10 protein-coding genes are annotated in these 14,096 nt (G+C 44.4%); 7 read left to right on the top strand and 3 right to left on the bottom strand.

Annotated elements, in window-relative coordinates; genetic code table 11:
• The first annotated feature begins 98 nt into the window (after positions 1-98).
• The 5 genes from ACRD67_RS02275 (at position 99) to ACRD67_RS02255 (ending at position 7,695) form a co-directional block, all read left to right on the top strand.
• Positions 99-3,578, top strand: coding sequence for a TonB-dependent receptor (locus ACRD67_RS02275; RefSeq protein ID WP_430965411.1), 3,480 nt, complete (start codon positions 99-101; stop codon positions 3,576-3,578).
• A gap of 18 nt (positions 3,579-3,596) precedes the next feature.
• Positions 3,597-5,012, top strand: a complete 1,416-nt coding sequence (locus ACRD67_RS02270; protein WP_430965410.1) for a RagB/SusD family nutrient uptake outer membrane protein — start codon at positions 3,597-3,599, stop codon at positions 5,010-5,012.
• 133 nt (positions 5,013-5,145) lie between these two features.
• Complete coding sequence (locus tag ACRD67_RS02265) at positions 5,146-6,069, top strand: glycerophosphodiester phosphodiesterase family protein (protein ID WP_430965409.1); 924 nt, start codon at positions 5,146-5,148, stop codon at positions 6,067-6,069.
• 149 nt (positions 6,070-6,218) lie between these two features.
• Positions 6,219-7,154 (top strand): LuxR C-terminal-related transcriptional regulator, encoded by a 936-nt coding sequence (locus ACRD67_RS02260; RefSeq protein WP_430965408.1) that lies wholly within the window; start codon positions 6,219-6,221, stop codon positions 7,152-7,154.
• Between the two features lie 115 nt (positions 7,155-7,269).
• Entirely contained in the window at positions 7,270-7,695 is a 426-nt protein-coding gene (locus ACRD67_RS02255) for a VOC family protein (protein WP_430965407.1), read from the top strand.
• 196 nt (positions 7,696-7,891) lie between these two features.
• Here the strand turns inward: ACRD67_RS02255 and ACRD67_RS02250 are convergent, their stop codons facing one another.
• Both ACRD67_RS02250 and ACRD67_RS02245 read right to left on the bottom strand, forming a co-directional pair.
• Positions 7,892-8,572: a response regulator transcription factor gene (locus ACRD67_RS02250; RefSeq protein ID WP_430965406.1), complete on the bottom strand. Its 681-nt coding sequence runs from the start codon at positions 8,570-8,572 to the stop codon at positions 7,892-7,894.
• Positions 8,569-10,086, bottom strand: coding sequence for a sensor histidine kinase (locus ACRD67_RS02245; RefSeq protein WP_430965405.1), 1,518 nt, complete (start codon positions 10,084-10,086; stop codon positions 8,569-8,571). The genes ACRD67_RS02250 and ACRD67_RS02245 overlap by 4 nt, the downstream gene beginning before the upstream one ends.
• A 66-nt stretch (positions 10,087-10,152) precedes the next feature.
• Between ACRD67_RS02245 and ACRD67_RS02240 the strand changes: the two genes are divergently transcribed.
• Together ACRD67_RS02240 and ACRD67_RS02235 are read left to right on the top strand one after the other, a co-directional pair.
• Entirely contained in the window at positions 10,153-11,079 is a 927-nt protein-coding gene (locus tag ACRD67_RS02240) for a GLPGLI family protein (RefSeq protein ID WP_430965404.1), read from the top strand.
• A gap of 5 nt (positions 11,080-11,084) precedes the next feature.
• Positions 11,085-13,775 (top strand): carboxypeptidase regulatory-like domain-containing protein, encoded by a 2,691-nt coding sequence (locus ACRD67_RS02235; RefSeq protein WP_430965403.1) that lies wholly within the window; start codon positions 11,085-11,087, stop codon positions 13,773-13,775.
• Here the strand turns inward: ACRD67_RS02235 and ACRD67_RS02230 are convergent.
• The coding region (locus ACRD67_RS02230) for a hypothetical protein (protein ID WP_430965402.1) at positions 13,772-14,096 on the bottom strand (325 nt) is incomplete at its 5' end. The two genes, ACRD67_RS02235 and ACRD67_RS02230, sit on opposite strands and share 4 nt — an antisense overlap.

The raw sequence follows: 14,096 nt of genomic DNA, 5'->3' as shown, positions 1-14,096 counted from the left end.
AAACTTAAAAGATTAACCACAGTTAACACTATAAAAGTATGAAAAAACTTTTTAAGCTTAAAAGAAGCCCTTATCCAATATTTAAATATGATCTAAAAATGAAACTCAGTACGTTGTTCATCCTGGCTGCTCTCTTCTCCATGCAAGCCAATGAGACCTACGGACAACGCACCAAAGTTACACTAGACCTGAACAACGTTTCCGTAGGGCAATTGATCGATGAAATTGAAAGTAAGACCGAGTTTGAGTTTGTTTATAAAATCAAAGATGTAAACCTCGATCGTATTGTCTCCATAAAAGTAAACAGGGAACGGATAGCCAATGTGCTCAACCAGGTTTTTCAAAACACAAATACCACTTTTAACCTCAATGACCGCCGTATTTATTTGGTAAAACGAACGGAACCCGACCTTTCAATTCAACCCGAGGAGGCCAATTCGACGGCTCCTGTACAAAACGCCGTCCAGGGAACAATCACCGATGAGCGTGGGCAACTCCTTCCTGGTGCCAGTATCATAGAAAAAGGAACCACTAACGGGGTCAGTTCGGATTTTGATGGAAACTACTCCATTGAGGTATCTGGTTCGGATGCCGTACTTCAGGTTTCCTATTTGGGATACTCCACCAAAGAGGTTGCCGTAAACGGACAAAGTACCCTAAACATTCAATTGCAGCCCGATGCTGGAAAGCTCGAGGAGGTTGTAATCATCGGTTACGGGTCCACGACCAAAGAAAAGTTCAATGGAGCGGTATCCAAAGTAGATAGTGAAGAGTTGAACAATTACTCTTCCGCCAATTTTGAACAGGCCCTTGCGGGCAATGTTTCCGGGATACAGATTCTGGGAAATGGAAAAAATCCGGGCGAGAACTCCGTTATTCAAATTCGGGGACTCAACACCTTGACGGCCGGTACAAATCCATTGATCGTCATTGATGGCAACCCTTTATCGGAAGGTTCTTCCTTTAGTTCGATCAGCAACCAGGACATTGAATCCATCAACATTTTAAAGGATGCCGCGTCGGCCGCTATCTACGGATCCAGAGCCTCCAATGGGGTTATTTTGATTACCACAAAAAAAGGAAGACCGGGAGGTTTAAAAGTTACCTATGACACCTACTACGGTTTTCAGGACCGCATAGACAATTTTGAGTTGGTAGATGCCTATGATGCTGCCCTATTTGATTCCGATTCCAGAAACTTCGGTTATGTCTCCGGGGGGCCGGGAAGAAGTGTTACCGATGATAATGCCACCCGTGATGCCAATGGAGGGGGCAAGCGCAGTAGGATTCCAGGATACCTACAGGGCTATCTGGACGGACAGGCCGGTCTGACCAATACCAACTGGACAGATGCCGTTTTCAGGACAGCCGCCCAACAAAACCACTACCTAAACCTCAGCGGGGGAACCGAAAAGACCGATTATTCCGTTTCTTTTGGGTATTTGAACCAAGAAAACATCATCATCGATTCGGACTATAAGCGCTATACAACCAATTTCCAACTCAATTCAAAAATAAGTGACCGCATCCGTTTTGGAATTAGCTCCAATGTTTCCTTGGTCAATTCCAATCCAACAGGAGAAGCCGGTTGGTCCAATTATGGCCTGAACCCAGGAGCCCAGCCAGACCCCAGTTTTTCCATCATATTAATGCAACCCTACTACCCCATCCGCAACTCGGACGGCACTTTCGCCATTGCCAATCAATTGAACGACAACAATGACAATTGGGATGGCCCTATCTCTGAAAACACCATTGCGCAAACCGAATTGAGCGACTTTTTTGAGCGCCGTTTACGGGTATTCGGAAACGCCTATGTGGAAATAGAGCCCTGGGACGGCCTAAAATTTAAAACCTCTTTGGGAGGCGACTACAATAACATTTTTACGGAATTCTTCGCCCCTTCCAACATAGGAAACTACAGGACCCCGGTGGCCAACAACCTTGCGCAAGCCTTTGAAAACAATGCAAGAAGGGAAAACTATATTACGGAGAACCTCCTGACTTATACCAAAACCTTTGACAAGCACACCTTTGATGTGTTGCTCGGTTTTAGCTATCAGGAAGAGCGCTTTTTCAACAGCAGATTACAGAGCAACAACTTTGCCGATGACAACCTGCGCAATATTGCCGGGGCCACCAATCCTTCGGCTACCGTGAACAGGAGCAAATGGGCGCTTGAATCCTATTTTACCCGCTTACAATACGATTATGATGGGAGATATTCGCTTTCAGCTTCCTTTAGAAGGGACGGTTCATCACGTTTTGGAGCCAATACCAAATATGGGAATTTCTCCTCCATTTCCGCCGGATGGAACATAAGCAATGAGGCCTTCTTCCCTGAGGACGGCCTGGTAAGCTTTGCCAAGTTAAGGGCAAGCTGGGGCCAGACAGGGAACAATCAGATAGGCGATTTTGGTTCCATAGCCTTGATCGCCCCGGACAATTATGTGATTGACGGGGAATTGGTTTCAGGCTCCTTTACCGAAACCTCACCAAATCCCGATTTGTCGTGGGAAACCAATAGTGCTCTGAACCTTGGTTTGGATTTGGGCTTTTTGGACAACAAATTGTTGTTCGTCGTGGAATACTATAACTCCAAGACTACAGATCTCCTATTGGATGTGCCCGTACCCCAGCAGTCGGGATTTTCCGAATCCTTGCAGAACATCGGCGAATTGGAAAACAAGGGATTTGAATTTGAAATCCGGGGAAATAGTTTTGAGATCGGCGAACTGAGCTTAGGTTTCAATGCCAATATTACTACCAACCAGAATGAGGTGCTGGCCTTGGGCGAGGGCCAAGAACAGATTATTCAGAACAATGGTGGCATGGATTTCCTTACCCGTGTAGGGGGCAGCATTGCCGAGTTCTATGCCTACGATATCGAAGGGGTGTTTAGGTCCCAGGCAGAACTGGACGCGGCAACCGTTACCCCCTTGGCCGGTACCGAAGTGGGCGATTATATCGTTAGGGACGCCAATGGCGATGGCCAGATAACCCCGGATGATCGGGTAACATTGGGCGATTACAATCCCGACTTTACTTATGGTTTTGGTTTTAACCTAAATTATAAAGGTTTCGATTTCACCGCACAATTCACGGGAATTGAAGGTAGGAAAGTCTCGGACCGTATGGTTTATTTTGCGGAAAGCGGGGAAGGGTTTTTTGTACCTACCCAGCATTATTTTGATAATTATTTTTCGGACCGCAACGCCAACGGTTTTTTCAGGAGACCTGATTTTTCCAGTTTTTCGTCGGCCGGTCGTCTTACAAGGGCTTCCAGTCTTTCGGTATACGATGCGGATTACTTTCGCTTAAGGAGCCTGCAACTGGGCTACAACTTTGAGGAAGGTATTACGGATTACCTGGGAATCGATTTTCTCAGAATTTACCTTACGGGGAACAATATTTTCAACAGCACCAATTTTAGGGGCTTCAATCCCGATGGCATAGATACCAGACCGGATCCCTCCGGTACCCGGGGAAGCAGAAGACAAACGTTGACCAGGGGCTGGATCCAGTCCGCAAGCCCTTTGACCCGTTTTATTGCACTTGGATTAAACGTTAAATTTTGAACCAAAAAAGAAAACAAAATGAAATTCAATAAATATACATTGCTAATGGTGGTCGTCTTGCTTGGATTGTTCTCCTGTGAAAACGAATTGGACATCGTGCCCATTACGGAAAAAGCCTCGACCAACTTTTTTTCAAACGAGCAGGAGTTGGAAAGTGCGGTACAGGGTGTCTATGCACAATTGCAGGAAGGCGGACTCTACGGTCTGGACCTGATCGGTGTGGGTGAAATTTCGGGGGAGGACTCCTTTGAGGAAATTGCGGCCAATGACGGAGGTCGTTTTGGTCAATTGGACGATTTTTCCACGAATGCCGGAAATGACCTAGTGGGTGGTATTTGGAGGGAATCGTACCGGGGCATTCAACGGGCCAATACGGTACTGAACCGAATAACCGACATTGAATATGAAACCCCTTCCCTTAAAACAAATAGAATAGGGGAAATGAAATTTATTCGTGCTTTACTGTACTTCAACCTGGTACGCCTGTACGGTGATGTTCCTTTGGTAACGACCGAAACGGAGAGTCCTTTCGATTTCTTTGGACAGGGCCGTACGCCATTGGCAGAAGTCTATGCCCAAATTGAAGCGGACCTCAATGATGCCATCCAAGATCTTCCCGCGGACAAAGCATCGGGCAAACCTGCCCGAGGAGCGGCACAGGCCCTTTTGGGCAGCGTATTGCTCACCCGGGGCAATTTCAGTGGGGCCTTGACCAATTTTGAAGCCGTGGTCAATTCAAACAGCTATGCCTTGGCAGCGACCACTTCCGAAATATTTGGCGTGGCCAATGAGGGCAATTCCGAGATTTTGTTCGAGGTACAGTTTGCCAGTGGTTTTAATGTTGACGGCGTTCTCGAAGGGAGTCCGGCCGGCTCCCAGTTCCGACCCTCCGGTACCACCGCCAACGCAAAGGGGCATAATTTGCCAACACAGGCCTTTATAGATTCCTTTGAAGCCGGGGATACCCGACTGGGCGATTATGTGGATGTGGACCTAGGCGCAAACCCCTTTTATTTTTCCACAAAGTACGAAGTGTCCCCTACCGGGGCCGACGATGGCGGAAGCGATCACCTAATTATCCGATATGCGGACGTCATCCTGAAATACGCGGAATCCCTTAATGAAAATGGCCAGACCGCCGAAGCCGTAGTGCAACTTAACGCCATACGGGCCCGGGCCGGTCTGGCGGCTACAACGGCCACCACACAGGCAGATGTGCGGGCGGCCATCCGATTGGAACGTCGGTTTGAGTTTATTGGCGAAGGACAGCGTTGGTTTGACCTAAAAAGATATGGAACAGCGGTGAGCGTTATGAACGCCTTCTTTGCCAGCACCGGGGCCGGCGTTACAATCGATGAGAACAAATTGGTATTGCCCATTCCGCAGAGTCAGTTGGATACGGATGCCTCCATAACCCAAAACCCGGGTTATTGAGCTTAGGACGGGGCAAGAGCAAGACAGGTATTCCAATATAACGATAGTTAGTTTGAGTTAGTTTTTTTTTAATTCAGTGGGGGGACTATGTCCCCCTTTTGTTTCCTTATCAACAAATTTCAAAAATCATTACATGAAACCTTATTTCTTATTTGCGGCCTTACTCCTCTGGGGAAGTTGCAACAACCCTAAAACCATAGAACCTACCACAGTCGCCCAGGCAGCACCCTCCTCCATACAGGACAAAATTGCCAATTTACGGGATGCCCAAAATAAAGAGGTTCTTGTGGTGGCCCATAGGGGAGACTGGCGGCACGCCCCGGAAAACTCATTGCAGGCCATTCAAAACTGCATCGATATGGGCGTAGATATGGTAGAAATTGACATTCGGGAAACCAAGGACGGCCATTTGGTCTTAATGCACGATGAAACCATAGACCGCACGACCAATGGAAAAGGGCACATAAAGGATTGGACCCTGGACTCCTTAAAGACATTGCGATTAAAGGATGGGCTTGGAGTTCCGACCGCGCATAGCATCCCCACACTGGAAGAGGCACTTTTAACCACTAAGGACAAGATCCTTGTTAATCTGGACAAAAGTTACACCATCTTTGACAAATGTTATGAGGTGGTAAAAACAACAGGAACCTTGGACCAGGTCATCATCAAGGGAGCAAAGACACGGGAAGCGGTTGAAAAAGAATTCGGGGCCTATTTGGACAAAGTGTATTTCATGCCCATAATCAGACTTAAACCGGGCAGTAAGGGTGTTGTGGACGATTATATAAAGCACAGAAAACCCGTGGCCCTTGAATTTATCATCCCAAGGGATACGGTTGGTTTAGGTACCTATTTCAATGACATTAGAAAAAAAGGTACAGGGGTATGGGTCAATTCGCTGTGGCCCCATCTCAGCGGTGGTCATGACGATGAAAGGGCGGCGGTAGATATCAACACCTACCAATGGTATTTGGATAATCATGTGGATATCATCCAAACAGACCGTCCGGAACTATTGCTGGAATTTTTGAGGAGCAAGAAGCTGCACCATTGACACGGATTCCGGTACAACGTATGAAAAATAAGGAAAAGTTTCGAATATAAACGAGTTGGCAAACATGTGGTGGTATGGTGATCATAGGGCGATAAAAAAGTAATCAACGGCTGTAATATCCCCTTTTCTCCATAATTTAGTTGTCAACGATGAACGATAAGGATTATTTTTCCCATTTATATGAGATAGCGAGCCACCTGAACAAGGAATTTTCCTTGCATTCGGCGCTTCGGAAATCTTTGGAGCGCACGGTGGAAATTCTGGAGGTGGAAACGGGCTGGTTCTGGCTTACCGAACCGGACAACAAATCGGTTTATTTGGCCGCTTCCTACAACCTGCCGCCTGCACTGAGCAATCATCCCGAGCGCTTATCCGGGTGGTGCTATTGCATAAAGCAATACCTGTCTGACGATATCGATCAGGCCGTGAATATCAGTGAAATCAGATGCTCCAGGTTAGAAGATATCAGCACGGGAACCAAAGACCTGAAATTTCACGCAACGATCCCCATAACCATCAACGGCCAAAAGGTAGGCCTTATGAACCTGCTCAGTAAAGAAAGACGGCAACTGGACGAAAAGGAGCTGGCCATTCTTAACACCATTAGCGAATTGGTGGGCACTGCGGTTCAGCGTACCCGTTTACAACAATCCTATAGTACGGGGAACATGGAATCGGATACGGGCATTCGGCGTGCGCTGGAACGAATTTGCAACCCGCAAATGGAAACCTTGATTTCCTGCCTTGATGGCCCAAAGAACAACCAGGACAAAGTGAAGGAGGCGCTGAAAAAGGCGAAGGAACTCCAGAAGCAATTATCCATGTTATGCAGAGAGGCAGAGGAACATGAAGGAGCCGTTAAGGCCAAAGCGTTTCACTATCCCGAGTTACCGCTTACCAAACGCGAATTGGAGGTACTAAACCTGATTAAGAAAGGCCTCACCAATGGCCAGATCGGCAAACAACTCTTTATAGCCGAACGTACCGTTAAATTTCACGTTACCGCCATCCTGTCCAAGCTCAATGCGGACACGCGCACCGAAGCCGTGGATATTGGCCTAAAAAGGGGGTTGTTAAGCATTTAATCTAGAATCGTTTGTTTTCTAACCTGTACCATAGTACAGTAACTTTTCTGTACCTAAGTCCGTTTTACAGATCACCTGCGCTCTTGATCTTTGTACCGAACAAAAAACAAGAATTATGCAAAGACAAAATATCTATCTGGAGCACGCCAACATCACGGTAAACGATCTGCAGGAAGCGATCAAATTCTTCCAAACCGCTTTTCCCCACTTTAAGATACGAGGTGGTGGCAATAATGAAAGGGAATGGGTCCATATCGGGGATGACAACACATATATAGCGCTGAACCAAGCCAAACAAAGCGATTTAGGAGTTAGCAAGAATTACGACAGTGTGGGGATCAACCATCTGGGCTTTGTGGTAGCCGATGTGGAGGAGATTGCCAACAATCTGTTGAGCAGGGGGTACAAACGGGATTTTCCAAAACAAGTGGAGCGATTCAGGATCAGGGATTATTTTGCCGATAAGGACGGCAACCAGTATGAGTTTGTACAATACCTCAGCGAAGTGGTGCAGGAAAAAAACAGTTACGCCGTCGACTAGAGCCCCGGCGATCAAAAACTAGGGCGCCCTATACTTAGAGGTTATTTGATCTGGTTATAGGTAACAGGCCACTGCAGGGTCATCAAAATATCCAGGCACGGTTGAAAAATCAGTTGCCTTTTCTGGATTAACTTGAAGGATGTCGATACATATCTTGGAAGAGGATTTTCCCAAAATAAAAGAACTCCCATTTAGTTTAGCAAATCAATTTATAACCATAACCCCTGACATTGAGAATCTGCACATCGGGGTCTTGTTTTAGTTTTTTTCTGAGTTTGGTGATAAACACATCCATGCTTCGGGCGTTGAAAAAATCATCATCGCCCCAAAGTGCTTTCAAGATGGTGGAGCGGTCAAGGACAAGGTTCTTTTTTTTAACAAGATGATATAACAACTGTGATTCCCGATGGGTGAGCATAATTTCTTCGGCTCCCAAAGACAACAACTGTTTTACGCTATTGAAGCGAAACTTACCTATGGCAATATCCTCCAAATTTTGTTGCAGGGTCACCCGATCTAAAAGCGCCTTTATACGAACAATAAGTTCTTCCATGCTAAAAGGCTTCTTTAAATAATCGTTGCCACCGTGTTCAAACCCTTCCACAATATCCTTGGTCTGCGATTTAGCGGTTAGAAATATAATAGGAACGCTCGGATTCTCCATTCTTATTTCTTGTGCCAGTGTAAAACCGTCTTTTTTTGGCATCATCACATCCAACACTAAAAGATCCGGTTTAGTCTGACGGTAGGCCTTGAGGGCTTTTTCCCCGTCTTCGCAGAAAGTAACGTCAAAATCCCGTGTTTCCAGGCTTTCCTTAATAATAGTACCTAGAGCGGTTTCGTCCTCGGCTAGAATTATTTTGATGGGTGGAGTCATAGCAAGATTTTGAAAATGGTGAGTTTTTTATCGGCGACCAATTGCAGCGTACCCCCATGTTTTTCAATGATTTTTTGAGAATAAAAAAGCCCAATACCAAAACCCTTTACATCATGTTGGTTTCCAGTTGGTATGCGGTAAAACTTTTCAAAAATACGATCTCTTTGCGTCTGTGGGATGTTGCCTCCATTGTCAGCCACCGAAATCTCCGTTTGGTCCATCAAAGAATTAAGATTGACCTGTATCTGGTCCCCTCCATACTTGAGGGCGTTGTCAATTAGGTTGGCCACGGCGTTCTCAAAATGGAAGGGGTCTATTTTGAGCTGTAATTCTGAGATGTTGGTGCTGAACAACAATTCCTTTTCAGGTGTGATCATGCGATATTTTTCAACCAATTGTTCCAGCATTTTTATAACATTGGTGGGTTCCTTGTTTATAAGGAGCTTATCATTATCCAAGGTGGCTGTTTCCAAAAGCTTTTCTACCATTTGATTCAGTTTTTGTAACTGTTGGTTGGAGATGTCCAAGTATTTTTCGGTTTTTGCCCTATCGTTTTTCTGATTAAAGTTCTTAATACCCTCAATGGCCGTGGTTACCGTGGCAATGGGTGTTTTAAACTCGTGGGTAATATTACTAATAAGGTCGTTTTTGATTTCGGACAATTGTTTTTGTTTGGTGATGATACGAAGTAGGTGCAAAAGACAAAGAATGATGGCCGAGGACAGCACAAATGAGAGCAAGATGCCCGTTAAGCTCCTTTTGAGAATCGCCAGGGTTGGATTTGAGAAGAACAACTGTAAATTCTGGGAGTCGGGAAGGTAGGTGGATTTTGAAAAGGTTTTTAATTTGAACCTTTTTGGAATATTCCCGCTGGATCCGAGGCGTATGGAATCATCCTTAAAATGAACCAATTTGTAACCTATGGTTATGTCCTTTCGCTTAAGTTCGTGTGTAAGTAAGCTGTCCATAGTGGTAAAGTTTATACTGTCGTTTATGGCAGCTATGACCAATCGGTTGGCAAGTTTTCTCATTTCCCCCAAGCTATCCCCCATCATTTGCCGGAATACGTGCAAGGGTTTTATGGAAGGATGGTCTTCTCTCAATTGTATTATAGAAATCGATTCTTGCGTACTATCCTTCCCATTGAAAACGCTCTGATGTTTACGTAAAGAATCCAGTCTGAATTTTATTCGTAGGGAATCATCACCGACTGCCTTCCAGAAAAAATTACTTCTTTTTTGCCTGTTTTGTTGATTGGTTCTTCCGGCAAAAGCAAAAAAATCTGTTTTGGCAAGACCAGCATAGTAGGCTTCCACGCTATTGTCCAAACTGATCTGTACTTCATTGATCAATCGTTGTTTGTTGGTGGCATAATTTTGAACGTTCCAATATATCTGAATGCCAATGGTAACCAGGATGGTCAATCCTATGAGATAAACTAAGATCCTATGTTTTTTGTAGTCCACTGCCCCTAAAGTAAAGGTTTGTTCCGTGAATTTATTGGTGGTTAACACTGGTTAACGGTATTTTCTACTGATGGGGTTCAAATTTGTGGAAATGTCTAACCCAAAAAAACGAATATGAAAAACATACAGTTTACACTTCTGATTCTAGCGGTCATTTCAGTTTCCAGCAATGGGGTTGCACAAGATTTCCAAGGAAAGGCCACTTATTTTAGTAAAACTTCCATCGATCTGAATTTGGACGAAAGGCAAATTTCCGAGGAACAGAAACAACGTATACGGGAGCGAATGAAGAATTTCTCGGAACGGACTTATGAACTGACCTTTGACAAGAGAACTTCACTATATAAGGAGGAGGAAAAACTGGAAGCCCCATCCAATTCCCAAGGAGACGGTGGTCTTCGCGTGTTTGCCAGCTTTTCAGGGGCAGATGGCAAATACTATAAGGATATACAGGGTCAAAAATATCTAAATCAGACCGAGATGTTCGGGAAGCAGTTTTTAATTCAGGACAGTCTTAATCAATGGGAATGGGAGTTGGGTTCCGAGACGAAAAAAATAGGGAACTATACCTGTTATAAAGCCACGGCCATCTCACGTCCGGATACTACTTCATTTAATCGCATACGGCGTACGGCCAGCAGTGCCGGGGACAGGCAAGGGCAACAAGGAGGGGAAACCAATGCCCATGCTAAGGATAGCACGCAAAACAATTCCCTTTTATCACGAATTGAAGAACCTGAGGAGCGGATTATCACCGCATGGTATGCTCCTGAGATCCCAATTAGCCAAGGACCTGGACCGTATTGGGGGTTACCCGGTCTCATTTTGGAAGTGAACGATGGCAGAACCGCTATCCTGTGCAACATGATAAGCATGTACGCGGAAGACAAGGAAGAAATCAAAGCGCCTTCCAAAGGGAAAAAAGTGAGTCAGGAAGAATATGACCAAATATTGGCAGAAAAAATGGAGGAAATGTCAGAACGTTTTCGCGCTGGGAATAGACGAGGTAGCAATTCAGTAAGAATCATAAGGGGTAATTAGAAGGCATGCAAAATTATAAATTGTTAGTCTGCGCCGTCCTGTTTGGTGCATTGGGAAGCTACACCCAAGCTCAAAAAGTAACAATCCGTGGTACGGTTAAGGACAGTTTGGGGAATGCTTTGGACGTTGCCAATATTGTTGCTATCAATCAGGCTGATCAAAAATTGGACGGCTTTGGGATAACCGATCCCAAAGGTTTTTATAAAATCAATGTCAAAGCGAATGCAACCTACACCTTAAAGGTGAGCTATTTGGGATTCCAAACGCAAGAAATTCCATTGACAACCCAAGAAAATGATGTAGGGCTTGATATTACCCTATTTGAAAAGCCTGAGCACTTGGATGAGGTGGAAGTCGTATATGAAATTCCCATAATCATACAGGGAGACACTATTGTTTACAACACCGACTCCTTTGTTTCCGGTACTGAAAAAAAACTGGCCGACGTACTTGAAAAACTCCCAGGAATTGAAGTAAATGATGATGGTGAAATTGAAGTGGAGGGCAAACGTGTTTCCAAAGTTATGGTGGAAGGAGAGGATTTTTTTGATGGAGATTCTAAATTGGCCTCAAAAAATATACCCGCCAATGCATTGGATAAGGTGGAAGTGTTGCGCAATTTTAGTGAAGTCTCACAATTAAGGGGAGTAACCAATAACCAGGATAATGTTGCTCTCAACATTAAACTTAAAGAAGGAAAGAAGAAATTTTGGTTTGGGGAAGTTACCGGTGGAAGTGGACCGGATGGTCGTTATGTCGCCCATCCCAAACTATTTTATTATAGCCCTGACTATAGCATCAATATCCTTACGGATCTTAACAACATAGGGGATTTACCCTATACGGCCCGTGACCTATGGAATTTTACCGGGGGGTTGCGCGGGGCGACCCGTCAAAATAACGGTACCCTATTCAATACGGGTGCCAATGATTTGGGTTTGAGTACACTGCAAAACAATAGGGCAAAGGAAATCGATTCACGATTTGCAGCTGTCAATTTTAGCTATAAACCCTCAAAAGAATGGCGTTTTAGCGGTTTTGGTATCTATTCATATAACAATAGTCTTTTAGAGACCAATGCTGTGCGAACCTTTATCACGACAAACCAACAAGAATCTACAATGACCGGAACGGATCAAGTGTCCAAATTAGGTTTGATAAAATTTGAATCCCATTTCAGTCCTTCATCCGATCTGCAATGGAATTATGACGGATTTGTAAAATTCTCGGATGAAAAGGAAGCTGTAAATGTACTTTCTGTTGCGGACGTTACGGACAATATTGAGGAAAACAGGGTACAACGGCCAACAAATCTCACACAGAATTCAAACCTGTATTACACCTTGAACAAAGACCACATTCTTGCCCTTGAGCTGCAATATGTGCATACCGATGAAGACCCTTTCTACAATGCCATGCGTGAAGAACAGCCATTTTTGAACATCATTCCATTTGATGATACACAAAGCAATTTTGATATAGGTCAAGAACAGCGTGTATTGACCAATAGGATGGATGCCAAATTGGACTATTATTGGGTCACGGGCCCAAAAAGCAACCTAAATTTTACTTTTGGAACCACCCAAAGTAGTCAAAATTTTGACTCGGGCATTTTCCAGATTTTGGATAATGGATCAACATTGAATTTTGCTGAAGATGAACTAAACAACAGGGTAAGCTATGATTTTTCCGATATGTTTTTAGGGTTTCACTATAAGCTGATCGCTGGTAAGTTTACTTTTAATCCAGGATTTACAGTGCACGATTACACGGCTACAAATTCGCAATTGGGGACTGATGTGAAAGATGAACTTTTTAACATTGCACCGGATTTGTTTGTCAACCTGCAATTGAAGCAATCTGAAAGCCTTAGGTTGAACTACAATGTAAGACGCAACTTTTCCGATATCAACCGTTTTGCCCAAGGCTACGTGTTCAGTGATTATAATTCGTTATACCAGGGCAACAGGAATTTGGAAAGTGCTCTTTACCATAATGTATCGCTGAATTTTTTCAGTTTTAATATGTTCAACCTGCAGAATATTTTCGCCAATGCTTCCTATAGCAAAAGAATAGATGCTTTTAAAAGCAGTACGGATATTGGAGGCATTAACCAAGCCAACACTACCATTAACTCCAATTTGGAAGATGAAACCTTTAATGTATCTGGGAACTTTCAACGCACATTTGGAAAAGTAAAGCTAAGTTCCAGAGCCAGCTTAAACTATTCCAACACCAATAATATTGTGAATGATGCCCCTAGAAACTCCACCTCTCTAACGCAAAGCTATAGTGGGTCCGTGGGTAGTAGCTTTGTCAATGCACCAAATTTGGAATTGGGGTATCGCTATACCGTAAACGACTATGATAATGGTGGAACGGAGTCTACCTTTTTTACCGACCGCCCATTTGCCAAATTCGATATGGCATTTTGGAACGGGTTTATACTTCTGGCAGATTATGACTACTATTTTTATCGGGATAAATTGGGTACTGTAGAAAATAAATACGGCTTCTTAAACGCCAGTCTGTCCTATCAAAAGAAGGATAGCAAATGGGAATATAGTGTAAATGCCACAAATTTGACCAATAACCAAGTGTTGAACAGCGATACCTTCAACGATCTCTTTTTTAGGACATCGTCTTATGTGGTGCAACCTCGTTACATTATTTTTAAGATTAAATACGATATTTAACCAGAGGCATCAACAACGGATTGCTGAATAACTATCAGCATACAATAATCAAATCTCCTTCGTAAAATATCTATTATTTGGAGAAAAGGTTCTTTAAATCCGATTTTAAGGATTTCGGAGCGCTGCTCCACAGCGCTACGCGCTGATGCCACGCCTACTTCGTAGCCCCGGCAAGAAATCACCTCGACGGCGCTCGGCACGGGCTTCGATCCGGAGCGTTGCTCCACAGCGCTGCGCGCTGTTGCCACGCCTACTTCGTAGCCCCGGCAAGAAATCACCTCGACGGCGCTCGGCACGGGCTTCGATCCGGAGCGTTGCTCC

It is taken from the genome of Eudoraea algarum, assembly GCF_050589645.1.
In the GTDB taxonomy this organism is placed as follows: Bacteria; Bacteroidota; Bacteroidia; order Flavobacteriales; family Flavobacteriaceae; genus JBNGOQ01.
The sequence above is the reverse complement of the archived record's forward strand: the minus strand, read 5'-3'. Positions and strand labels throughout refer to the sequence as shown.

Bases quoted from the DNA above. Each gene is read 5' to 3' on its own strand.
- ACRD67_RS02265 (WP_430965409.1), top strand. From the start codon at position 5,146: ATGAAACCTTATTTCTTATTTGCGGCCTTACTCCTCTGGGGAAGTTGC.
- ACRD67_RS02255 (WP_430965407.1), top strand. From the start codon at position 7,270: ATGCAAAGACAAAATATCTATCTGGAGCACGCCAACATCACGGTAAAC.
- ACRD67_RS02235 (WP_430965403.1), top strand. From the start codon at position 11,085: ATGCAAAATTATAAATTGTTAGTCTGCGCCGTCCTGTTTGGTGCATTG.
- ACRD67_RS02270 (WP_430965410.1), top strand. From the start codon at position 3,597: ATGAAATTCAATAAATATACATTGCTAATGGTGGTCGTCTTGCTTGGA.
- ACRD67_RS02275 (WP_430965411.1), top strand. From the start codon at position 99: ATGAAACTCAGTACGTTGTTCATCCTGGCTGCTCTCTTCTCCATGCAA.
- ACRD67_RS02240 (WP_430965404.1), top strand. From the start codon at position 10,153: ATGAAAAACATACAGTTTACACTTCTGATTCTAGCGGTCATTTCAGTT.
- ACRD67_RS02250 (WP_430965406.1), bottom strand. From the start codon at position 8,572: ATGACTCCACCCATCAAAATAATTCTAGCCGAGGACGAAACCGCTCTA.
- ACRD67_RS02260 (WP_430965408.1), top strand. From the start codon at position 6,219: ATGAACGATAAGGATTATTTTTCCCATTTATATGAGATAGCGAGCCAC.